Annotated in this window: 20 protein-coding genes; 18 read left to right on the top strand and 2 right to left on the bottom strand. The window is 43.4% G+C overall.

Annotated features, from left to right (window positions below):
• The first annotated feature begins 145 nt into the window (after window positions 1-145).
• The 12 genes from ES754_RS11170 to ES754_RS11115 all read left to right on the top strand — a co-directional run bounded on the left by ES754_RS11170 (window position 146) and on the right by ES754_RS11115 (window position 11,988).
• Window positions 146-544 (top strand): ATP synthase subunit I, encoded by a 399-nt coding sequence (locus ES754_RS11170; RefSeq protein ID WP_147224286.1) that lies wholly within the window; start codon window positions 146-148, stop codon window positions 542-544.
• Window positions 545-1,444: 900 nt separating this feature from the next.
• Complete coding sequence (gene atpB / locus ES754_RS11165; protein ID WP_147224285.1) at window positions 1,445-2,311, top strand: F0F1 ATP synthase subunit A; 867 nt, start codon at window positions 1,445-1,447, stop codon at window positions 2,309-2,311.
• A gap of 33 nt (window positions 2,312-2,344) precedes the next feature.
• Window positions 2,345-2,593, top strand: a complete 249-nt coding sequence (gene atpE, locus ES754_RS11160; RefSeq protein WP_010197960.1) for a F0F1 ATP synthase subunit C — start codon at window positions 2,345-2,347, stop codon at window positions 2,591-2,593.
• A 132-nt stretch (window positions 2,594-2,725) separates the two neighbouring features.
• Complete coding sequence (locus ES754_RS11155; protein ID WP_147224284.1) at window positions 2,726-3,196, top strand: F0F1 ATP synthase subunit B; 471 nt, start codon at window positions 2,726-2,728, stop codon at window positions 3,194-3,196.
• A gap of 13 nt (window positions 3,197-3,209) precedes the next feature.
• The gene (locus ES754_RS11150; RefSeq protein ID WP_147224283.1) at window positions 3,210-3,833 is read left to right on the top strand and encodes a F0F1 ATP synthase subunit delta; all 624 of its coding nucleotides are present in this window, start codon (window positions 3,210-3,212) and stop codon (window positions 3,831-3,833) included.
• A 121-nt stretch (window positions 3,834-3,954) separates the two neighbouring features.
• Window positions 3,955-5,499, top strand: a complete 1,545-nt coding sequence (gene atpA, locus ES754_RS11145) for a F0F1 ATP synthase subunit alpha (protein ID WP_147224282.1) — start codon at window positions 3,955-3,957, stop codon at window positions 5,497-5,499.
• A 181-nt stretch (window positions 5,500-5,680) separates the two neighbouring features.
• On the top strand, window positions 5,681-6,562 hold the full coding sequence (gene atpG / locus ES754_RS11140; RefSeq protein ID WP_147224281.1) for a F0F1 ATP synthase subunit gamma: 882 nt from the start codon (window positions 5,681-5,683) through the stop codon (window positions 6,560-6,562).
• Between the two features lie 38 nt (window positions 6,563-6,600).
• Window positions 6,601-8,034 (top strand): F0F1 ATP synthase subunit beta, encoded by a 1,434-nt coding sequence (gene atpD / locus ES754_RS11135; protein ID WP_147224280.1) that lies wholly within the window; start codon window positions 6,601-6,603, stop codon window positions 8,032-8,034.
• Window positions 8,035-8,168: 134 nt separating this feature from the next.
• The gene (locus tag ES754_RS11130; RefSeq protein WP_147224279.1) at window positions 8,169-8,585 is read left to right on the top strand and encodes a F0F1 ATP synthase subunit epsilon; all 417 of its coding nucleotides are present in this window, start codon (window positions 8,169-8,171) and stop codon (window positions 8,583-8,585) included.
• A gap of 519 nt (window positions 8,586-9,104) precedes the next feature.
• Window positions 9,105-9,815: a response regulator gene (locus tag ES754_RS11125; RefSeq protein WP_147224374.1), complete on the top strand. Its 711-nt coding sequence runs from the start codon at window positions 9,105-9,107 to the stop codon at window positions 9,813-9,815.
• A gap of 223 nt (window positions 9,816-10,038) precedes the next feature.
• Window positions 10,039-11,724 carry an ATP-binding protein gene (locus ES754_RS11120; protein ID WP_147224278.1) on the top strand — a complete coding sequence of 562 codons (1,686 nt, stop codon included), beginning with the start codon at window positions 10,039-10,041 and terminating at the stop codon, window positions 11,722-11,724.
• Window positions 11,725-11,808: 84 nt separating this feature from the next.
• Window positions 11,809-11,988: a hypothetical protein gene (locus ES754_RS11115; RefSeq protein ID WP_147224277.1), complete on the top strand. Its 180-nt coding sequence runs from the start codon at window positions 11,809-11,811 to the stop codon at window positions 11,986-11,988.
• A 73-nt stretch (window positions 11,989-12,061) separates the two neighbouring features.
• Here ES754_RS11115 and ES754_RS11110 read toward each other — a convergent pair whose 3' ends face one another.
• The gene (locus ES754_RS11110; protein WP_147224276.1) at window positions 12,062-13,534 is read right to left on the bottom strand and encodes an ATP-binding protein; all 1,473 of its coding nucleotides are present in this window, start codon (window positions 13,532-13,534) and stop codon (window positions 12,062-12,064) included.
• 295 nt (window positions 13,535-13,829) lie between these two features.
• Here ES754_RS11110 and rpsP point away from each other — a divergent pair, with 295 nt between their 5' ends.
• The 4 genes from rpsP to rplS all read left to right on the top strand — a co-directional run bounded on the left by rpsP (window position 13,830) and on the right by rplS (window position 16,305).
• The gene (rpsP, locus tag ES754_RS11105; protein WP_147224275.1) at window positions 13,830-14,099 is read left to right on the top strand and encodes a 30S ribosomal protein S16; all 270 of its coding nucleotides are present in this window, start codon (window positions 13,830-13,832) and stop codon (window positions 14,097-14,099) included.
• A 161-nt stretch (window positions 14,100-14,260) separates the two neighbouring features.
• Window positions 14,261-14,794 carry a ribosome maturation factor RimM gene (rimM, locus tag ES754_RS11100; RefSeq protein ID WP_147224274.1) on the top strand — a complete coding sequence of 178 codons (534 nt, stop codon included), beginning with the start codon at window positions 14,261-14,263 and terminating at the stop codon, window positions 14,792-14,794.
• A gap of 72 nt (window positions 14,795-14,866) precedes the next feature.
• Entirely contained in the window at window positions 14,867-15,640 is a 774-nt protein-coding gene (trmD, locus tag ES754_RS11095; protein WP_147224273.1) for a tRNA (guanosine(37)-N1)-methyltransferase TrmD, read from the top strand.
• Window positions 15,641-15,876: 236 nt separating this feature from the next.
• Entirely contained in the window at window positions 15,877-16,305 is a 429-nt protein-coding gene (gene rplS, locus ES754_RS11090; protein ID WP_147224272.1) for a 50S ribosomal protein L19, read from the top strand.
• 187 nt (window positions 16,306-16,492) lie between these two features.
• Here the strand turns inward: rplS and ES754_RS11085 are convergent, their stop codons facing one another.
• On the bottom strand, window positions 16,493-17,065 hold the full coding sequence (locus ES754_RS11085; RefSeq protein ID WP_147224271.1) for a DUF4442 domain-containing protein: 573 nt from the start codon (window positions 17,063-17,065) through the stop codon (window positions 16,493-16,495).
• Between the two features lie 419 nt (window positions 17,066-17,484).
• On the opposite strand from ES754_RS11085, the gene ES754_RS11080 reads away from it, so the two are divergent.
• Window positions 17,485-19,008: a DUF3360 family protein gene (locus ES754_RS11080; RefSeq protein WP_147224270.1), complete on the top strand. Its 1,524-nt coding sequence runs from the start codon at window positions 17,485-17,487 to the stop codon at window positions 19,006-19,008.
• Window positions 19,009-19,221: 213 nt separating this feature from the next.
• Window positions 19,222-21,066, top strand: coding sequence for an excinuclease ABC subunit UvrC (gene uvrC / locus ES754_RS11075; RefSeq protein WP_147224269.1), 1,845 nt, complete (start codon window positions 19,222-19,224; stop codon window positions 21,064-21,066).
• Window positions 21,067-21,092 lie beyond the last annotated feature (26 nt).

Raw genomic sequence — 21,092 nt, 5'->3', positions numbered from 1 at the left:
ACATTTTTTTGGTTAGAAATGCAACCTATACTGTTCAGTATAATAACCAGCCAGCCGCTGATAATTTCGCCCCGAATACAATATGAGCGGCTCATATCTGATAGGGGCAGTCAGTAGTTATTATTCTAATGCTATAGGATAGCCGATGACCAGACCTGCTGCACGTACTCAAAAAGATAAAATTGGCATCGCAATCAAGCGCCAAGCATGGGTACTGTTTGTCCTGATTGTCATTGCGATACTGCTAGATATCGTATGGCTACATAGTCAGCTTACTGTAGCAAAAAGTGCCGCCATTGGTGCGCTGCTGAGTTTCGTCACCCAAGCTGTATTTGCAGGTTTTATCTTTCGACATACTGGATATCGTGCCCGTCTACACATTGTTAGCCAGTTATACCGAGGCCAAATGGCAAAATGGCTACTGACCGTGTTAGGTTTCGCACTCATCTTTATTACTGTAAAACCTCTTGTTGCGCCTGCACTGTTTATCGGTTTTATAGTGATGCAGATTAGTAATAGTTGGATGTTATGGCATATACGTTAACGTCTGTAAAAGTACAACGACTCAAACATATTTGTTTCATTAGGCCTAACTTGTTTTCTATACGGTTGTTCGATACAACACTAGTATTTATCATAAAACTATTCAAATGCCAGTTATTAGCCGTATAGTTCATAAAGAGCGTCAATAATTTCATTCAGCTGTTCAATTTTTCTACAGTTGACTGAGTATTATCAAATATATTAGTACACAGTAAATGTTAGCTAAGAGTCCCCGTTATCGATAGTTAAAATATTGATGGTAACAACAGCTAAACGTAATTTTTGCGAAAAATTTATCATTGGAAACCAATTGATATCAGAAATACAGATGATGATAAAACGAAATAATACTGTTTTTTACTAATTAACGTCAAAATTGATATAATATCTATCATTATTAGTTGCTTTAAAGCATTGTTTCGATAATAATGATGCTGCATAAACAATATCTTACAATTTATTTATCTACGCAAACGTCCGTTACCAAACGCTAGCAGTTGCCACCTTACTTATACAGTGGATAAAAAATACATAATTGTCTTTACACGAATACAACGCTGCATTAAGATGTACAGTTAAATATTTTGCTTAATCATAAAACATTAAGCAGAACACTTTGCTAATAGGATATAAGCAAATACTCACATAATACATTTATGTGCAGATACCAAGGGCTGGTAAGGATTACTCACAAGCCCTTTTTTGATGGGTGTATTTTATAAAAAGCTATTAAAATCAGGTACTTGCATAAGCGCTATGGGTTGGATGTTACTGGTGGTATGATAATTTAGGAATGATTTATTTGCATATACAGCGGGCAATGGATTACTAACCTACTCATCAGATGACAACCGTTTTTTTAGTAGTTGATTACATCGTTGATTAATAAGAAGCTTATATTATGGCAGGCGAGCAAACAACAACAGAATATATCTCTCACCACTTAACGAACTGGACGTACGGCTACCTGCCGGGCGAAGGTTGGAAAGTTGCGTATACTGCTGAAGAAGCGAGTGCAATGGGCTTTAAAGCCATCCACCTTGATTCTATGTTGTGGTCAATCGGTTTGGGCATTGTTTTCTGCGCCATCTTTTGGATGGTCGCTAGAAAAGTCACGTCAGGCGTACCGGGTAAACTACAAACCGCAGTTGAGATGATCGTTGAGTTCGTTGATAACAACGTTCGCGACTCTTATAGTGGTACCTCAAAGCTGGTTGCGCCCCTTGCGTTGACCATCTTTGTGTGGATATTTTTAATGAACTTGATGGACTTACTCCCTGTCGACTTTATCCCTATGCTCGCTGGACAAATCGGGGCGATGATGGGACATGATCCACATCATGTGTTCTTTAAAATTGTGCCAACCACCGACCCGAATATTACCCTTGGCATGTCATTCTCTGTCTTTGCGCTGATTATCTTTTTTAGTATTAAAGAAAAAGGCTTGGGCGGTTTTGTTGGTGAGTTAACACTGCATCCGTTTAGTGCCACAAACCCTATTTTACAAATTATTTTAATACCCATCAACTTTATTTTAGAGTTTGTTACGCTAATAGCCAAACCTATCTCATTAGGTCTGCGTCTATTTGGTAACATGTATGCTGGCGAGTTGATTTTCATACTGATTGCTCTAATGCCGTTTTGGATTCAGTGGGCGTTGTCAGTACCGTGGGCTATTTTCCACATTTTAATTATTACCCTCCAAGCGTTCGTATTTATGATGCTGACGATAGTTTATATGTCACTGGCATCATCAACTGAACATTAATCAGACATTCAATAGGTAAATGAGGATACATCCATGGATCCAGTATTAGGTGGTTACACAGTTATCGCAGTCGCACTACTTATCGGTTTAGGTGCACTAGGTACAGGTATTGGCTTTGCAATCTTAGGCGGCAAATTCTTAGAAGGCGTTGCACGTCAGCCAGAGCTTGGCTCACAGTTGCAAACCCGTATGTTCATCGTGGCAGGTCTACTTGATGCTATCCCAATGATCGGTGTTGGTATTGCTATGCTATTGCTGTTCGCAAACCCTCTAGCAGGTTAATCAGAAAGCTCAGTTGTAAATGTTTGGTAGTCAAAGTTTTTCTAACCAAGTTATTACCAATAAACTTAGTCAAATTTTGGCTAGCAAACATGGTCAATGAAACTGATTTTTCATTAACAAAGAGGTGATCACGTGAATATCAATTCTACCCTCATCGGTCAAGCCATTGCTTTTGCAATCTTTGTGATGTTCTGCATGAAGTTTGTGTGGCCGCCACTTATCGGCGCTATTAATGACCGTCAGCGTAAAATCGCTGAAGGCTTAAATGCGGCGGAAAAAGCAAAAGCAGATTTGGCGACCGCTGAGCAAGATGTACAGCAAGAGCTTGACCTCGCTAAGACCAAAGCGGCTGCCTTAATTGAGCAGGCGAATAAAAGCGCTAATCAGCTCGTTGAAGATGCCAAATCGCAAGCCCAAGTGGAAGGCGAACGCATCCGTCAACAAGCACAAGCAGCAATCGATCAAGAGATCAATCAAGCACGTGAATCATTACGTGCCCAAGTCGCAGAGCTTGCGGTACTTGGCGCTGAGAAGATTTTGCAAGAGCAAGTCGATATGCAAAAACATGCCAGCATGTTAAATCAGCTGGCGGCGAAGCTGTAATTGTGAGGATATAATGGCTGACTTATCAACCTTAGCACGACCGTACGCTAAAGCCGCGTTTGACTATGCCAATGAGAACGGGGTAGTAAATGAGTGGGAAGACTTCTTGTTTATTGCCAGTACGATTGTCAATGACCACTCGTTCCATTCATTGCTAGACAATCCAGCCGTTTCTGCTGAGCATAAGTCAGCCGCGCTGGTCGATCTTTATAATACACAAGTAGCAGATGCCAGTGACTCAGCTTTTAAGCAACTCTTGGGCGCAACTCAAGGTCATAAAGCGCAAGGCACTGTCAGCTACCCCAAAGCATCAACAGCGCTTAGTAACTTCGTTGTTCAGTTATCAGAGCAAGAGCGTCTGGCACTGCTTCCTGAAGTTTATGAGCATTATCGTCGTCACAAAGCGACTAGTTTGAAGCAGCTCGACGCTTATGTGACTTCTGCTTACCCATTGACTGACGCCCAGCGTGAGATGTTGCAGACGCGTCTTGCTGCCTCGCTTAATGCCAGTGTGGTGATTCATGAGTCGGTTGATGCGAGTCTTTTGGCAGGCGCTACGATTAAAGTCGGTGATAAGATTATTGACGATTCTATGCGCGGCAAGTTACAACAGTTAAAAACACAGCTAACGGCCTAATGCCATTTATCTCCTTATTAGCGCTGACTGGTCAACTTAGGTCTGCGTGACAATAGTTTGAATGATAAGTAGAGCATTTAAGCCAGTGGGCGGGTTATCATAAATTAAAGGAAACCAGTCAATGCAACAATTGAATCCAGCGGAAATCAGTAACCTGATTAAGCAGCGTATTCAAGACCTTGATGCGGGTGCAACTGCAAAGAATGAAGGCACGATTGTCAAAGTATCTGACGGTATCGTGCAAATTCATGGTCTTGAAGATGCCATGTACGGCGAAATGATTGAGTTTGAAGGCGAAATATATGGAATGGCGCTGAACTTAGAGCGTGATTCTGTTGGCGCAGTAGTACTAGGCGACTTCCTAAAACTACAAGAAGGTCAAAAAGCCTATTGTACTGGTCGTATTCTTGAAGTACCCGTAGGTCCTGAGCTGCTAGGCCGTGTTGTTGATGCTTTAGGTAATCCTATTGATGGCAAAGGTCCTATCAATGCTAAAATGACTGACAAAGTCGAAAAAATCGCCCCAGGCGTAATCGACCGTCAATCTGTTGATCAGCCGGTAATGACTGGTTATAAAGCCGTTGATACCATGATTCCAATCGGTCGTGGTCAGCGTGAGCTTATTATTGGTGACCGTCAGACGGGCAAGACCGCGATGGCGATTGATGCGATTATTGCGCAAAAGTCATCTGGTATTAAGTGTGTGTATGTGGCAATCGGTCAAAAACGCTCTACTATTGCTAACGTGGTTCGTAAACTTGAGCAAACGGGTGCATTAGAATATACCACTGTTGTGGTGGCTTCAGCATCAGAGCCAGCAGCACTACAGTATATTGCACCGTACTCAGGTTGTACGATGGGCGAATACTTCCGTGACCGCGGCGAAGATGCGCTGATCGTTTTTGATGATTTATCAAAACAAGCGGTTGCTTATCGTCAGATTTCACTATTGCTACGTCGTCCGCCAGGTCGTGAAGCCTATCCTGGTGACGTATTCTATTTACACTCACGTTTACTTGAGCGTGCATCACGTGTTAACGCCGCGTATGTAGAAAAATTCACCAATGGTGAAGTGGTTGGTAAAACCGGTTCGTTAACCGCGCTACCAATTATTGAAACCCAAGCCGGTGACGTCTCTGCATTCGTACCGACCAACGTGATTTCCATCACTGATGGTCAGATTTTCTTAGAATCAAGCCTATTTAACTCAGGTATCCGTCCGGCTGTGAACGCTGGTATTTCGGTATCTCGTGTTGGCGGCGCGGCGCAAACTAAAATTATCAAAAAGCTTTCTGGTGGTATTCGTACCGCACTAGCTCAGTACCGAGAGCTTGCAGCCTTTGCCCAGTTTGCATCAGATCTTGATGATGTGACTCGCGAACAGCTTGACCACGGTGAGCGCGTGACTGAACTGATGAAGCAAAAACAATATCAGCCAATGTCTATCTCTGAGCAAGCCGCAGTTATCTATGCGTCAAACGAAGGCTTCTTGTCAGATGTTCCGGTTGAAAAAATCGGTTCTTTTGAAGAGAATTACTTGCGTTATTTACATGACGAGCAAGCTGATTTGATGAAAGAGATTGATGATACTGCAAATTATAATGATGATATTGCAGGTCGTTTAAAGTCAGCGGTTGAGACATTTAAACAAAACCACAGTTATTAATTTAACGGGTTAAGCCGGTTTGGCGGTGGCTTTAGTTCTAGAATTTATGAAGTGGCGCGTTGTCTTATAGGATATTTGCGCCACTTTAGCTACTACCAATGGCATATGATCGCGTGGTGCTACGAGCTATTAAATATTGTTGCATGCGCCAATGCTGTTAACCCTCTATATTGGAATCATTATGGCAAACTTAAAAGAAATACGTGCCAAAGTCACCAGTATTCAAAGCACACAGAAAATTACCCGTGCCATGCAAATGGTGGCTGCGAGTAAGATGCGCCGTGCTCAAGAGCGCATGGTTGTGGGTCGCCCGTATGCGGATAGTATGCGCCGGGTTATATCGCATTTGGTGCATGCCTCATCAGATTACAAACACCCGTACATGGCATCGCGTCCGGTTAATAAGGTAGGCTATATTGTCATTACCTCCGACCGTGGCCTTGCGGGTGGTTTGAATATTAACTTATTCAAAGCCTTAAGCAAAAATATTAAACAATATCAAGACCAGTCTGTACAAGCTGAATTTGCAGTGATTGGCGCTAAAGGCGTTAGCTTTTTTAAAAGCTTTGGCGGCAAAGTGACCTCAGCGGTCACTGATTATGGCGATAAGCCGACCTTTGAGCAGCTAAACGCTCCGGTTCAAGCCATGCTTGATGACTATAATAACGGTAAAATAGACCGTATCTATGTGGTCTATAATCAGTTCGTTAACGCCATGACCCAAAAACCGACCATCAACCAGCTAGTACCGCTACCAGAGGGTACCCTTGGTGGTGATGATAGTGGCGTTGAGACTGAACTTAGCTGGGATTATATCTATGAGCCTGATATCGAGACTTTGATTGATGGTCTGCTTGGGCGCTATATTGAGTCGATTGTTTATCAAGCGGTAATGGAAAACATTGCTTCTGAGCAGTCGTCACGTATGGTCGCTATGAAAGCGGCAACAGATAATGCTGGTGACCTAATTAACGATTTACAGTTGGTTTATAACAAGCTGCGTCAAGCGGCGATTACTCGAGAGATCTCGGAAATCGTTGGCGGTGCTGCTGCTGTTTCATAATTGACACCCCCTATATATAGAAGATCATGGAGAACGCAATGAGTAGCGGTCGTATTGTACAGATTATTGGCGCGGTTCTTGACGTTGAGTTCAACCGCAACGAAGTTCCTCAGATTTATGATGCCTTGCAAGTAGACGGTACCGAAACTACCCTAGAAGTACAGCAACAGTTAGGTGATGGCATCGTACGTACGATTGCTATGGGTTCAACTGAAGGCTTAAAGCGTAACTTACCGGTTACTAACACTGGTGGCCCAATTTCTGTGCCAGTAGGCGTGGGTACGCTAGGTCGTATTATGGATGTTCTTGGTCGTCCGATCGATGAAGAAGGTCCTGTAGAGGCGGACACTAGATGGTCAATCCACCGTGAAGCGCCAAGCTATGCCGAACAATCAAACAGTACTGAGCTGCTAGAAACAGGTATTAAAGTCATCGACTTACTTTGCCCGTTTGCTAAAGGCGGTAAAGTTGGTTTGTTCGGTGGGGCTGGGGTTGGTAAAACCGTCAACATGATGGAATTGATTAACAACATCGCCCTTAAGCACGAAGGTCTATCAGTATTTGCTGGTGTTGGTGAGCGTACGCGTGAAGGGAATGACTTCTATCACGAAATGCAAGAAGCGGGTGTTGTGAATACCGAAGACTTTAGCAAATCTAAAGTAGCGATGGTATATGGCCAGATGAATGAGCCGCCAGGTAACCGTCTACGTGTTGCGCTATCTGGCTTGACGATGGCTGAGTATTTCCGTGATACCAAAGATCCTGAAACGGGCAAAGGTCGTGATGTCCTATTGTTTGTTGATAACATCTATCGCTATACGCTAGCCGGTACGGAAGTATCCGCACTGCTAGGTCGTATGCCATCAGCCGTTGGTTATCAGCCAACCTTAGCTGAAGAGATGGGTATGCTACAAGAGCGTATTACGTCAACGCAATCAGGTTCAATCACTTCAGTACAAGCCGTATATGTACCCGCGGATGACTTGACGGATCCATCACCTGCAACTACCTTTGCTCACTTAGATGCAACGGTCGTACTAAGCCGTGATATCGCCTCACAAGGTATTTATCCTGCGGTCGATCCACTAGATTCAACTTCACGTCAGCTTGATCCACAAGTGATTGGCGAAGAGCATTATAATGTTGCTCGGGGCGTGCAGGAAGTATTGCAGCGCTATAAAGAGCTTAAAGACATTATTGCTATTCTAGGTATGGATGAGCTGTCAGAAGAAGACAAATTGGTTGTATACCGTGCACGTAAGATTCAGCGCTTCTTGTCACAGCCTTTCCACGTCGCTGAAGTCTTCACTGGCGCACCTGGTAAATATGTCACTTTACGCGACACGATTGCGAGTTTTAAGGCAATCATCGCTGGTGAATACGATGATTTACCAGAGCAAGCATTCTACATGGCCGGCGGTATCGATGAAGTAGTCGCTAAAGCAGAAAAAATGAAATCTGCTTCAGCGTAAGTTATTTAACCATGAGCTTAGCGGCAAACATCCTATAACTGGACTATTTGCTGCTAAGCATAGCAGTTGTTGAGCAGATTCGATAGTTGTGCAATAGCTGCGATGCATACCAGCACTGACAAAAGGAATAAGGTATGGCAACGTTACAATGTCGTGTCGTAAGTGCCCGTGAAGAGTTATATTCAGGGGAAATCAGCATGTTGATCGCAACTGGTAGCGAAGGCGAAATTGGGGTGTTGCCAGGCCACACGCCACTTATTACCTTGCTAAAACCAGGTCCTATGCGGGTGCGAACGCCAAATGGCGAAGAAGAAGTCATCTACGTCTCAGGTGGGGTGCTAGAAGTACAACCGAAGATGGTTACCGTACTCGCTGATACGGGCATGCGTGCGCATAACCTTGACGAAAGCAAAATAGTTGAAGCCCGTAGAAAAGCAGAGCAGATGCTAGTCAACCAGTCTGATACACTGCAAACTAATGCAGCTTTAGCCTCATTAGCAGAGTCTGTTGCGCAGCTACAAACCATTCGTAAATACAAAAATCGTGCTTAGGTACATTAATTGGCATTTTGTATTAAATGGTAGACTTTAATTTAAACAATAAAAAACAGCCCATTGTGGGCTGTTTTTTATTGTTTATAAATAGTCCATCAACACATCTTAAAATTACTAACTATTGCTTTAGTTTTTAGGAATATTTCATACGTTTCTAAATAGAATTTAAAAAGATAGTAGCGTGAGTATTACTATTTAGTTATATTAGCATTTACCATTTTTTATAAAAAAGACTTAAACTCTACAAAGCGATAAGAAACGGACCGGCTATTCGCAGTGAACAACGACTGTCTATTAGTATAATAGTGATAAGTATTGGACGATAACTAAAGCTTTAGTCTGTATTGTTTATAGGTTTTGTTAACAACAATAGGCTATAGTATAGGGGGTTGTAAGTTTGATAGTATACTGTGCCACCACATTTGTACCACCTATGCGAACCTGAATTGTTCCACTTTAATATGCTATTAACTTTTCCTGTCTCAATTTTATACATTAAAGGATATCACGATGACAATGAACGAAGACGACAACACCCCACGAATCCTAATTGTTGAGGATGATGAGCGTCTGGCTATGTTGACCCAAGACTATTTGGTCAAAAATGGTTTAGAGGTAGCAATTGAAACTGACGGCAATCGCGCTATTCGTCGTATCGTCAATGAGCAGCCAGATTTAGTCGTGCTTGATGTTATGCTTCCTGGTAGCGATGGCTTGACTGTATGCCGTGAAGTGCGTCCACATTATCAAAACCCTATTTTGATGCTAACTGCCCGTACAGAAGATATGGATCAGGTGTTAGGTTTAGAGATGGGTGCTGACGATTATGTCGCTAAGCCTGCTCAACCGCGCGTTTTGTTAGCTCGTATTCGGGCATTACTACGTCGCTCCGAAAATGCACCCTCAGAAGATGTGCCACAACGCTTAGAATTTGGCGATTTGATTATTGATAATGGCGGTCGTTCAGTCATGCTAGGCGAAGAGTTGGTTGATTTTACCAGCGCTGAATATGACTTATTGTGGCTGCTTGCTTCTAATGCGGGTCGCATTTTGTCACGCGAAGATATCTTTGAACGTCTACGCGGTATTGAATATGACGGTCAAGACCGTTCGATTGACGTGCGTATCTCGCGTATCCGTCCAAAAATTGGTGATGATCCAGAAAATCCAAAACGTATCAAAACCGTACGTAGTAAAGGCTATCTGTTCGTAAAAGAGGGTAACTAAGCAAATTATATTGACTCAGTCAATATGCATGCTTATATATCCTTTATAATAAAGAAACCAGTGTGATACTGGTTTTTTTATGGGTAAATTTTAAGTTTTTGGCCTTATAGTTAGTGTTATGTGGTTTAATTGTAAAATAGAATTAAAGCGCCAAATTTAAGTTCAATCAGCAGCCCCTATTTAGTTAATAAGTCATCACTCAACAGATTCGGTCACGGCACGTATGTCATTAGTTTCTTCTTTAAAACACAGTATTTTTGTTCGGATTTATGCTGGACTGTTAATTGTCTGTTTGTGTGTGGCGTTGTTTGCACAGCTGTTAATGGATACTATTAATAAAGAGCGGGCGCAGTCCTATCGTGAGAATATGGCGACGGGTGCTTTTTACTTGGTAGGAGAAGGCATTGCCCGCCAAGATAGCGCAGCACAGCGCGAATACTGGTTGTCAGATGCCAGTAGTTTATTTGGCTCGACCTTTCGTATAATACCGATTAAAGAGGTAGATTTTAGCTCAAGTGAGCTGCGCCGCTTTGATAATGGGGCGACTGTGGTACGCTACGCCAGCCAGAAAAATTATGCTGATGTCTATCATCGCCTCGCGGAAAGCGACAGTGTCTTGACGGTTAGAATGTCACAGGTCACTGAGCAGCACGTGCGGGCAATGGCAGTGTTCTTGTTAGATGACATGTCCTATTATTCGACGCTATCGGCTAAGCGGGCGCGTCTTACTGAATTAGAAGATAAGTTCCCTTTTCCATTAGCGCTTAAAGGGGTCAATGAGCTTAATCTAGACAGTGATCAGCTGTCACGCCTGCGCCGTGATGAAGTGGTTATCTTGTTCCAAGATACCAGCACCAGCCAAAGCAACTCAACCATTCGTATTATTGTGCCATCAGAAATTAGTGATATGGCGATTTTAATGGGGCCAGTGTCATTGTTTAACTGGTTCCCATTAAATTTGATTATTAGTATGGTTCTTATCAGTATGTTTTTAATCAGCTTAGGGGTTTATGCACTGATTTTCCCGCTTGAGCGTAAATTACAATTGATCCAAATCGGGGTTAACGAGGTCAGTAAGGGCAATCTTGACAGCCAAGTGCAAGTTATTGGTCAAGATGAAATAGCGCGACTGTCAGCAACTTTCAATGCGATGACATCCCATATTAAGCGCCTGATTGAGTCACAGCGTGAGCTGACACGTGCCGTATCTCACGAGCTGCGTACCCCAGTCGCCCGTATTCGCTTTGCAGTAGATATGCTGGCTGATACGGAGGATGAGGACTCGCGGTTTACGCAGCGTGATTTTATCGATGAAGACATCGAAGCACTGAATAGCTTGATTGATGAGATTTTAACGTATGCAAAACTTGAAGAAGGGTCGCCCAAATTAGACTTAGAACCGGTAAACTTTAAAGAGTTGATTGAGCAAATTGTGCGCGAAACCAATGCCTTAGGTAAAGATATTAAAATCGTAGGCAATCCGCCAAGCTCAAAAGTCACTGCTGTAGCTGATCGGCGCTATTTGCACCGCGTTATTCAAAATCTTGCTGGTAATGCTCTACGCTATGCTGAGACGACTATTATCATTAGCGCTGGGGTCAAAAAAGGCAATGCTTTTGTGTGCGTTGAAGATGATGGCCATGGTATTGCAGAGTCTGACCGTGAAAAGGTATTCATTCCCTTTTCACGTCTAGATGATAGCCGGACGCGTGCCTCAGGGGGTTACGGGCTCGGACTGTCTATTGTGTCGCGGATTGCCTTTTGGTTTAACGGCAGTATGAAAGTAGATGAAAGCCCTGAGCTCAATGGTGCCCGCTTTACAATGACTTGGCCGGTTAAGCCATTGACCCAAACTATCGCTGCTGATCAAATTACCCAAGAACAAAGTGACCGTACTTTTGATTCATAATCAGTTAGACTTCATCAACAAAGTATCTAAAAGTTTAAAACGCATCTTGCGTTTACATAGCTTCAAGGATTAGGAGGTTAGACCATGCCTTATATGTTTGGCGGGTTAGTGATACTGAATGCCATCGCGCTTGGCTATTACTTGTTCGTACAGCAGCCGTCCGCTACTCAGAGTCTACAAACGGCTCAAGATGAGCTCATTCGTCCCCTAACTTTTACCAATAGTGCTGAACATATCCCACCACTAATTGGTAGCAAAAACTAACGTAATACATATCAATAACTTCGCATTATCCAACCTGGTTTGTACCTCTAATCTTTGTCAATTGCCTTTCATTTTACTCGCCTTTCATTACATTTTTAGGCGGTATCAACGTCTGTGCTTCAGAATTTTGGGTTTCATCGCCATCTACTTTAGAGATTAGTGGAATGCGCACACAAACCTGCAAGCCACCATGCGGATGATTAATGGCTTCGACAGTGCCATGATGTAAGTTTGCAATACGGCTGACAATAGCAAGCCCAAGACCACTACCTTGCGTGGTACGTGCGGTTTCACCACGCTCAAAGGGCTGCATAATGCGCTCTAACTGATCTTCTGCTACCCCGCTACCGCAATCGCGCACACATATAATCAGCTGTTCTTGTGCCTCTTTGTCGACTGCACTTTCGCTTGCAACCTCATTTTCTTTTAAGACAGTTGTTTCCATAAATGTTGGTGCGATCGTTGCTGACAGATAAATTGGTGGTTTTCCATAACGGTTGGCATTATTGACTAAATTAATAATCAAGCGCTTAATCGATAGTGGGCGTACTGGTACCGCTTTATGACATTCTGACTGATAGACGAACTTCATTGGTGCAAATTGCACCATAACCTCATTAAATATAATATCTAGGTTAGTTAAACGAACCGGCTCATCAGACCCATCTTTCATAAAAGAAATGAACTGCTCTAAAATGGCATCCATATCTTCAACATCATAAATAAGCCCTTCACGAAAAAAGTCATCGGGTAGCATTTCAGCCGTGAGACGCATACGGGTCAATGGGGTGCGCAAATCATGAGAGATACCAGCGAGCATAATGGTACGTTCTTTTTGTGCTTGATTAAGAGTAGTGAATAAGCGATTAAAGGCCATATTTACTTGGCGAATCTCAGTAGGGCCATTGCGTGTGGGTAAAGTAGTGGCATGACCGAGACGAATATAATTAGTGGCTGCACGTTGCAGGTGGCGCAAAGGACGGTTAAGTTGCTGCGCGAGCAAAATAATGGTCAGTAAGGTTAATATCGGTAACCCAACTAAAAACAATATTAATAAAGTCGGACTGTATTGCGAATAATAAACCACGGATTCGCGAATCCAAAAGCTGTCATCACGGCTGTCTTGCACCCACAGCTGCGGCGTAGGCTTAAACTTGAAATAAACCTCGACCGGACGCCCCAATTGCGCACCAATCTCACGTTGTAATACATCGGTGAACAACCCTACAAAAGCTTTATCCTCAACTTGTGGAAAATCACTTGAATTATCGACCACCACTACATGTGAATGCTCATAAACCCATTGCTGCACTTCTGGATTATTTTGCCAGTCTTTTTTGACGCTACCTACGAGGCGTAGCTCGCTCGTTAAGTAGCGGGCATGGCTTTTAAGCTCTGGTAGATAGAGGCTGCGCCAAAAGAACCAAATGGTTAAGCCAACACTAATAATCACAATAAAAGCGACCATCAGCGTGGTCAGCCAGCTACTAGAATAGGAATTTCCTATCCCGCCTTTACGGCGTGGAGGTAAGTTCGAGGTAGACATAAGGGCAGGCTGCTTTTGCAAAGTTGTTATAAAGTATAATTGAATCCCTACTAATGCGCTATGGTGAGACTATTGCTTTATAGTTATAAGCCTGATTCTAAATACAATGCTGACGACCCTTGCCCACAACTATTAAATCTAATATCTGTTCATAATTACTGCCCTTATCTAGTAGCAAAATTCTTTTAAGCTATTGTTATAATTTAATTAAATAAACACAGTTTATGTTTTTAATAAAATAAGACTGTGATATAATTATGCCCTTTTTGGTATACCTGCGAAAGAGAGAATTCACATGGTTGTTATTCGTTTAGCACGGGGCGGTGCCAAGAAACGCCCGTTTTATCAAGTAGTTGTTGCTGATCAACGCCGCGCGCGTGACGGTCGCTACATCGAAAATATCGGCTTTTTTAACCCGCTTGCTAAAGAGTCAGAAGAAGCAGTACGCCTAAATATGGAAGCGTACAATGCATGGATCGCTAAAGGTGCACAACCTTCAGATCGCGTGGCTTCATTAGCAAAAGCTTATAATAAAGCAGCAGCTAGCACTGAAGCGACGGCTTAATTGCCAGTTGTTAAGTCTAGTTACTCAGTATCGATAACGTGATTGTTACGTTAGATACTTAGCTTTAGAACACATAGCGTAGCTGGTCTGACCAGTGTACGCGCTTAACTGTTTATCGCTGTTTTATCCATCATCATTTATATCACGTTAGGTTAGCCGTTATGTCACCTGTTCCAGACGCTAGTGCCCTTATGAAAATTGGCCAGCTTAAAAAGCCTTACGGCATTAAGGGTTGGCTGTGGGTATTCAGCGATACCGATGAACATGCGGCCATATTTGATATTCAGCCGTGGTGGATGAAAACAGCTACCGGTATAAGGCCGTTAACCGTTAAAGCTTGGCGCGAGCAAGGCACAGGACTTGTTGCTCAGTTTGAGCAAGTTCCTGACCGTAACGTTGCCGAGACTATGAACGGAGTTACTATTTGGGTTGCCCAAAACATCTTATCTGAAACTGCTGAAGACGAATATTATTGGTCGGATTTAGTAGGTATGCGGGTGATGAATGAGCAAAACGAGTATCTTGGCGATATCACTGAGATGTTTGAGACGGGCGCTCACGATCTTATGCGCGTCGCTGCAAACTCAAACAGCTTGGACGCCGAGGAGCGTTTGATACCGTGGCATAAGCAAACCGTGATAGAGGTCGATGTGGCCAATAAAACGGTTATTGCGGCATGGCCGAGTGACTACTAGCCGAGTGAATATTAATTAATCATAAGCTAGCACTAACAGATTATTATTAAGACGTATTAATGTGGAATTCAGATGTATTTCGCCGTGATTAGTATTTTCCCTGAGATGTTTGCAACGATTCGTGAGTTTGGTATCACGGGGCGGGCAGTGACTCAGGAGCAAGTCACGATTGAGTGCATCAATCCACGTGATTACACCACTGATAACTATCGCCGTATTGATGAACGTCCGTATGGCGGCGGTCCTGGGATGGTGATGATGGCAGAGCCATTGTCAAAAGCTATCGAGGATGCGCGCCTGCGCGCAAGCCAACATGGTTGCCGCATGGATGCAGCACATTGTCCGGTGATCTATATGTCACCGCAAGGGCAAACGCTGAGTGAGAGTAGCGTGGTTAAGATGGCTGAATACGACGGCATGATCATATTGTGTGGTCGTTATGAGGGCATTGATGAGCGCTTACTGTTGCAATATATCGATATTGAAGTGTCGCTTGGTGATTATGTGCTGACCGGTGGTGAGCTACCAGCGATGGTGCTCATGGATAGTGTGATCCGTCGTCTTCCCGATATCATGGGTGATGACAAGTCCGCTGAGCAAGACTCGTTCGTCGATGGCTTGCTTGATTGTCCACACTATACTAAGCCGCATGATTTTGCTGGATTGGCTGTGCCTGAGGTACTGCTGTCAGGTCACCATGCTAACATCGCTCAGTGGCGCTTTAGCCAACAAGTCGTTCGCACGCAAACGCGGCGTCCTGATTTATGGCAAGCATTCACCCCAACGGCGCAGCAGTCTAAATGGCTCAAAGCTTTGGCGAAAGACGCTAAAAAACAGCCTTTATAGCTTATAGGCTCTGATAGTTTATATGCCTTGATAGACAGTCTAATAAACAGTTAATGATTAAAATTTTGAGCAACACTAAACAGGTCATACCATAATGGCCGTTTGCCAAACCCCATTTATGTTGTGTTTATTATTAATAAAGCTTAATTCAAGATATTAATAACAGGCATGATTACTTATTACAAACAGGTAATATGCGTTAAGCCTCTATTATCTAATGTGAGGAGATAACTCTCATGAGCAACAAGCATCCATTGGTTCAGGTCATTGAAAACGCTCAATTACTTGAGCGCCCAAGCTTTGCCCCAGGCGACACGGTCGTCGTTCAAGTAAAAGTACGTGAAGGTGAGCGTGAGCGTCTACAGGCTTTTGAAGGCGTCGTTATTGCTAAGCGTAACCGCGGTTTGAACTCAGCGTTCACCGTGCGTAAAATCTCAAGTGGTGTTGGCGTTGAACGTGCATTCCAATTGCATTCACCAATTATCGAGAGCATTGAAGTGAAACGCCGCGGCGCAGTTCGTCGTGCGAAACTATACTACTTACGTGAGCGTTCTGGTAAATCAGCACGTATCCGCGAAAAGTTGGTTGCTCGTGCCCCCAAAGCCGCTCAGAAAAAAACTGATGCTGGCGTACCTAAAGCAGTTGATACTGCACCAGGTATTTAAGGTTAAGCACTGCGCTTAAACTTGCTTAGTTACCGAGCCGTCTATTGTGCGGCAAGGCAATTAAGCAACAGTAGATACAAGCCCTTATTCATAGGTTTATCATATAAATAAGTAGGCGTACCAAAAAAGACAAAACCCCAATCTGCGCTATTGCCAGATTGGGGTTTTTGTATGGGGTGCTTTAATTTTAAGTCGTTAGTTTTTGAGTGTCTAACTTATCGATACGGCTGCTCTGTTCTTTAGATTTACTATGCTTACGCAAACGAATATAGATTTTTTTAGTTACTGTAGCGACTGTTTTTTGTTGCTCATCAACGATATCCGTCGTGTATTCACGAAATACTGCCTCACCCTCTTTTGCCAGTTCTTGGATAGTTGCAATCTCCGTGCTAGGAATTTTCATCCTTGCAGTTACTTTGCTGTTACCAGGCGCAATAAACTCAATGTGTGAGCTTTTATCCCATACTACATAAGTGCTGCCTAATTGGTGCATCAGCATCAGCATATAAAACGGATCTACCATGGAGTATAAGCTACCACCGAATTGCGTGCCCACGATATTTTTATTAAGGGCATTGAGACCCATACTCACCACGCATAGCCCTTGATCAAGATCAACGTGTTCAACTTTTATGCCAGCACCGACATAAGGGGCGTAAGTATTAATACGCAGCTTAAGTAGGTGAGGAGTAAGTAGTGGCATGATATTTTTTTTAGTTTTGCGTCTGAAGTTCTCTAAATTCTTAGGTAACAAGCTCATATTTTATCCTTTTGTCTTTTAATGATCATGCCAAAGGGTGGCGCTGTCCGACGACGTACTATATAGCGAGGACATGACAAGTCTTGGCTGAGCAAAAGATGTCTATCATAATTAAAAACGAGAGAGGTCACTAGTCTTAAAGCGTAACTAATATTATTACCATACTATTGAACGAGTGCAAATGCTTAGTGATATACAAAAGTTTATAGATTGGGTTAAAAGGCATCCAGTAGGTCTTGAGCTAGGAGTTAGAAAGTGAGACGTTCAGTATCTTTTTAAACTCAAAACCTCGCAATTCGAGCGTTGATAGCATACACTACCCACCAATTTATATTCTTTGCCTCGTTTTTTGTACGATTTTGAGAAATGAGCCATCATTCATAGCAGAATATAAATCTCAGTTAACATAGGGAGATGTGATGAGTAACGCCAAAATTCCTACCCCAGGATCTAACCTCCAGACAGATCCAGCCGATTACGATAATGAGTTGCAAGGCAGCTATGAAGAGTTGCATCAGCCAAGCTCAAGTTTTGAGAGTCGTGACGCCTATTTAAATCGTGAATTGCAAATCATGCAGCCAAAGCGCTGGCGTGCGAACTTGCCGTTTCGTGATTATCGTTTTGAATATGAAGATACTATTCCAGCGATGGCCGCGACGATTGGTAAAGTCGTCATGGTAGGTGCTATTGCCGCCACTTTTGCAGGACCGTTAGGATTAGGCGAAGCCTTTGTACTAGAAAACGTCCGTTATGAATTATTAATTGTCTCATTCTTCATCATCGTATTTTCAGGTCTTTTCCTACCGACTGCTAACCTTGCCGGTACCCATGGGCCGCTGATTCCGCTGATCCCTATTGTGGTTGCCGCTGGTGGTCATCCAATGGCTTTTGGTTTACTCATCGGTGCCTTCGGTCTCCTATTAGCGATTAGTAAAGGAGGCAGTTTACTGGCGAACTTGACCAGTAAAGGTGTGTGTGGTGGCCTGTTGCTGTACTTAGGTTTTATTGGTACGACATCGCAAGTCAAAAACCTGTTTACATGGGCCGAAGGTATTGGTATGGCCCATATTGCCTTTATTGTGATTTTGCTGACCATTATTCTTTATGCCGTGTTAGAGAATTATAATAAGCGTTGGCTTGCCGTCCCACTAAGTTGCTTATTAGGTGGCGGTGTGGCCTTTGCATTAGGCGCACCATTCGAGTTCCATACCGCACCAGGCTTGCCGCATATGAGCCCAGCCTATTGGTGGGGTGAGAATACGGGTTGGATGCTAGGTTTGCCTACGGTTGAGAGCTTCATTGTCGTATTGCCTTTTGCCGTATTGGCAGTGGCTATGTGGTCACCAGACTTTTTAGGTCATCAAGTATTCCAAAAAATAAGCTATCCTAAACGTACTGAAAAAGTGTTGATGGACATTGATGATACGATGATTAGTGCGTCTGTACGTCAGGTTGCAGGTTCAGTATTAGGCGGGGCAAACTTTGCCTCATCATGGGGTACATATATTGTCCCAGCGGCGATTGCTAAGCGTCCAATTCCAGCTGGTGCGTTATTAACCGCCTTGTTCTGTATCATTGCAGGTCTTTGGGGCTATCCAATGGACTTAGCGATTTGGGAACCCGTAATGTGTGTTGCCTTGATTGTAGGTGTTTTCATTCCGCTATTAGAAGCAGGTATGGAAATGACACGTGAAGGTAAAACTACCCAGTCTGCTGCAATTGTGGTTTTCGCCTCAGCATTAGTTAACCCAGCCTTTGGTTGGTCAATCACTTTGTTACTCGATAACTTAGGCTTGATTGGCTCTAAAGAGCGTAGTGCTAACCTATCAAAAATGAGCCGTTGGATTATTCCTGCAACCATGTTCGTAGTATTAACAGGGGTTATGGCTGTGGTCGGTATGTTGCCGGGTATCCCAGCACTGCTACCAAACTTCCGTCATTAAACTTTCGTTATCAAACTTGCATCATTTAACTGACTAACTAGGTGCAATGATTTTAAATTTAATTAAAGTTATAAAAAGTCAGCTTCTCGCTGGCTTTTTTTATGGTTAAAAATTGGTGGTGGATTGTCGATAATGACAGTGGATTACGCTTGCAAAACAGCTAGTATCCCCCATAATTAGTAAGATATTAGTATCTTTGAGAGTGTTCTGTTTATGGTTAATGTCCCTACGCCTAATACTGCCGATGATAAGCAAGCCCGTCTGAAGCATTTAATTAAGCGCCTGCCAAATTTGCCAGGGGTTTATAAAATGCTGGGTAAAAATGGCGATATTCTTTATGTAGGTAAGGCCAAGTCGTTAAAGAGTCGCGTTAACAGTTATTTTGCCAAGACTATTGACCACCCAAAAACGCGCGCATTAGTAGCCCGTATTCATAATATCGAAACTATTATTACTCGTAGTGAGACCGAGGCCTTACTGCTTGAACAAAACCTAATTAAAGAACACCGCCCGCCTTATAACGTCATGCTGCGTGATGATAAATCGTACTTGTATGTGTTTATCTCGGCTGATAAACCTTATCCACGGCTGGCTTATGGTCGCGGTAAAGGCAATCATCAAAAAGGCCGATTTTTTGGACCATTTCCATCTGCACATGCTGCCAAAGAGACGCTAGTGCTGATGCAAAAAATGTTTCAGATGCGCCAGTGTACTAATACCTTTTTTCGGCAGCGTAAGCGCCCGTGTTTAGAATATCAAATCAAACGCTGCCGTGCGCCTTGTGTGGGCTTAGTCACGGCTGAAGATTATGCCGAAGATGTGAACAATACCATTCGCTTCTTGAAAGGTGACTCTAGCGATATTCATAGTGCCTTAATTGAAAAAATGGAAGCCGCTGCAGAAGAGTTGGATTTTGAAAAAGCAGTATTTTATCGTGACCAGCTGTCGATGCTACGGGAAGTACAAGCGCGGCAAGCAGTTTATACGGTAGAGGGCGAAGCTGATGTCATCACTATTGCCAGTCAAGCTGGCATGACTGCGGTCAATGTGCTGACCGTACGTGGTGGACGTGTACTGGGCGGTAAAAACTATTTCCCCGATGTCGATAGTAGTGAGCCGCTTGCCGATAATCTTTCCGCCTTTATCATGTCATTTTATTTTCAGGTGACCGATGACTTGCCTCCTGAGATTATTCTAAGCCATGAATTACCGGATCAAAGCGCAGTTGCTGAAGCGTTAGCCACTCATTTCGGTAATAAAGTGGTCATAAAAACCAGCGTGCGCGAACATCGTGCTGAATGGTTAGATTTAGCGACATTGAATGCTAAAAACGCACTGAAAACTAAGTTAGGGGATTATTTAGAGTTACATGCCCGGTTTGGGGCGCTAAAAGATGTGCTGTCGTCAGTGACGGACCGAGTAATTGATCGTATCGAGTGTTTTGATATCTCACACACGATGGGTGAGGCGACGATTGGTAGCTGCGTGGTCTTTGACCAAGGCGGCTCGCGTCGGCGTGATTATCGTCAGTATGCGATTCATGATGTTGTAGGCGGAGATGACTATGCGGCGATGAAGCAAGTACTGACTCGCCGTTATAAAAAACAGCCATTACCAGATTTGCTCTTGATTGATGGCGGCAAAGGTCAGCTTAGTATGGCAAAAGAGGTACTGGTTGAATTGGGTATCCTTGGTGACACCTTAATGATTGGGGTTGCCAAAGGCGAAGGACGTAAGGCGGGCTTAGAAGTATTGCACTTCTTAGATCACGAACCGCTTGATTTACCTATGGATAGCAAGGCACTGCATTTGCTGATGCATATTCGTGATGAAGCGCACCGTTTTGCGATTACTGCCCACCGTAAAAAACGTGATAAGCGCCGTTCCTCATCAGTGTTAGAGGTTATTCCGGGCCTTGGTGAAAAGCGCCGCCGTGATTTGCTCAATCATTTTGGCGGTATGCAACAGTTGCTTGGTGCATCGCAGCAAGAATTGGGCGGCGTGCAAGGTATTGGGCCAGTGCTAGCGAAGACTGTTTATAAAGTATTACATGAGTAGTATTTTCTGCTTATAAAAAATGACAA

The sequence above is a fragment of the Psychrobacter frigidicola genome, from assembly GCF_007997305.1.
Lineage (GTDB): Bacteria > Pseudomonadota > Gammaproteobacteria > Pseudomonadales > Moraxellaceae > Psychrobacter > Psychrobacter frigidicola.
This window is presented reverse-complemented; position numbering and strand designations above follow the sequence as displayed.

Excerpts from the sequence above, each read along its gene's own strand:
- atpB (WP_147224285.1), top strand. The coding sequence starts at position 1,445 with ATGGCAGGCGAGCAAACAACAACAGAATATATCTCTCACCACTTAACG.
- ES754_RS11115 (WP_147224277.1), top strand. The coding sequence starts at position 11,809 with ATGCCTTATATGTTTGGCGGGTTAGTGATACTGAATGCCATCGCGCTT.
- uvrC (WP_147224269.1), top strand. The coding sequence starts at position 19,222 with ATGGTTAATGTCCCTACGCCTAATACTGCCGATGATAAGCAAGCCCGT.
- ES754_RS11130 (WP_147224279.1), top strand. The coding sequence starts at position 8,169 with ATGGCAACGTTACAATGTCGTGTCGTAAGTGCCCGTGAAGAGTTATAT.
- rpsP (WP_147224275.1), top strand. The coding sequence starts at position 13,830 with ATGGTTGTTATTCGTTTAGCACGGGGCGGTGCCAAGAAACGCCCGTTT.
- atpD (WP_147224280.1), top strand. The coding sequence starts at position 6,601 with ATGAGTAGCGGTCGTATTGTACAGATTATTGGCGCGGTTCTTGACGTT.
- atpA (WP_147224282.1), top strand. The coding sequence starts at position 3,955 with ATGCAACAATTGAATCCAGCGGAAATCAGTAACCTGATTAAGCAGCGT.
- ES754_RS11080 (WP_147224270.1), top strand. The coding sequence starts at position 17,485 with ATGAGTAACGCCAAAATTCCTACCCCAGGATCTAACCTCCAGACAGAT.
- atpE (WP_010197960.1), top strand. The coding sequence starts at position 2,345 with ATGGATCCAGTATTAGGTGGTTACACAGTTATCGCAGTCGCACTACTT.
- rimM (WP_147224274.1), top strand. The coding sequence starts at position 14,261 with ATGTCACCTGTTCCAGACGCTAGTGCCCTTATGAAAATTGGCCAGCTT.
- atpG (WP_147224281.1), top strand. The coding sequence starts at position 5,681 with ATGGCAAACTTAAAAGAAATACGTGCCAAAGTCACCAGTATTCAAAGC.
- ES754_RS11120 (WP_147224278.1), top strand. The coding sequence starts at position 10,039 with ATGTCATTAGTTTCTTCTTTAAAACACAGTATTTTTGTTCGGATTTAT.
- rplS (WP_147224272.1), top strand. The coding sequence starts at position 15,877 with ATGAGCAACAAGCATCCATTGGTTCAGGTCATTGAAAACGCTCAATTA.
- ES754_RS11150 (WP_147224283.1), top strand. The coding sequence starts at position 3,210 with ATGGCTGACTTATCAACCTTAGCACGACCGTACGCTAAAGCCGCGTTT.
- ES754_RS11110 (WP_147224276.1), bottom strand. The coding sequence starts at position 13,534 with ATGTCTACCTCGAACTTACCTCCACGCCGTAAAGGCGGGATAGGAAAT.
- trmD (WP_147224273.1), top strand. The coding sequence starts at position 14,867 with ATGTATTTCGCCGTGATTAGTATTTTCCCTGAGATGTTTGCAACGATT.
- ES754_RS11170 (WP_147224286.1), top strand. The coding sequence starts at position 146 with ATGACCAGACCTGCTGCACGTACTCAAAAAGATAAAATTGGCATCGCA.
- ES754_RS11125 (WP_147224374.1), top strand. The coding sequence starts at position 9,105 with ATGAACGAAGACGACAACACCCCACGAATCCTAATTGTTGAGGATGAT.
- ES754_RS11085 (WP_147224271.1), bottom strand. The coding sequence starts at position 17,065 with ATGAGCTTGTTACCTAAGAATTTAGAGAACTTCAGACGCAAAACTAAA.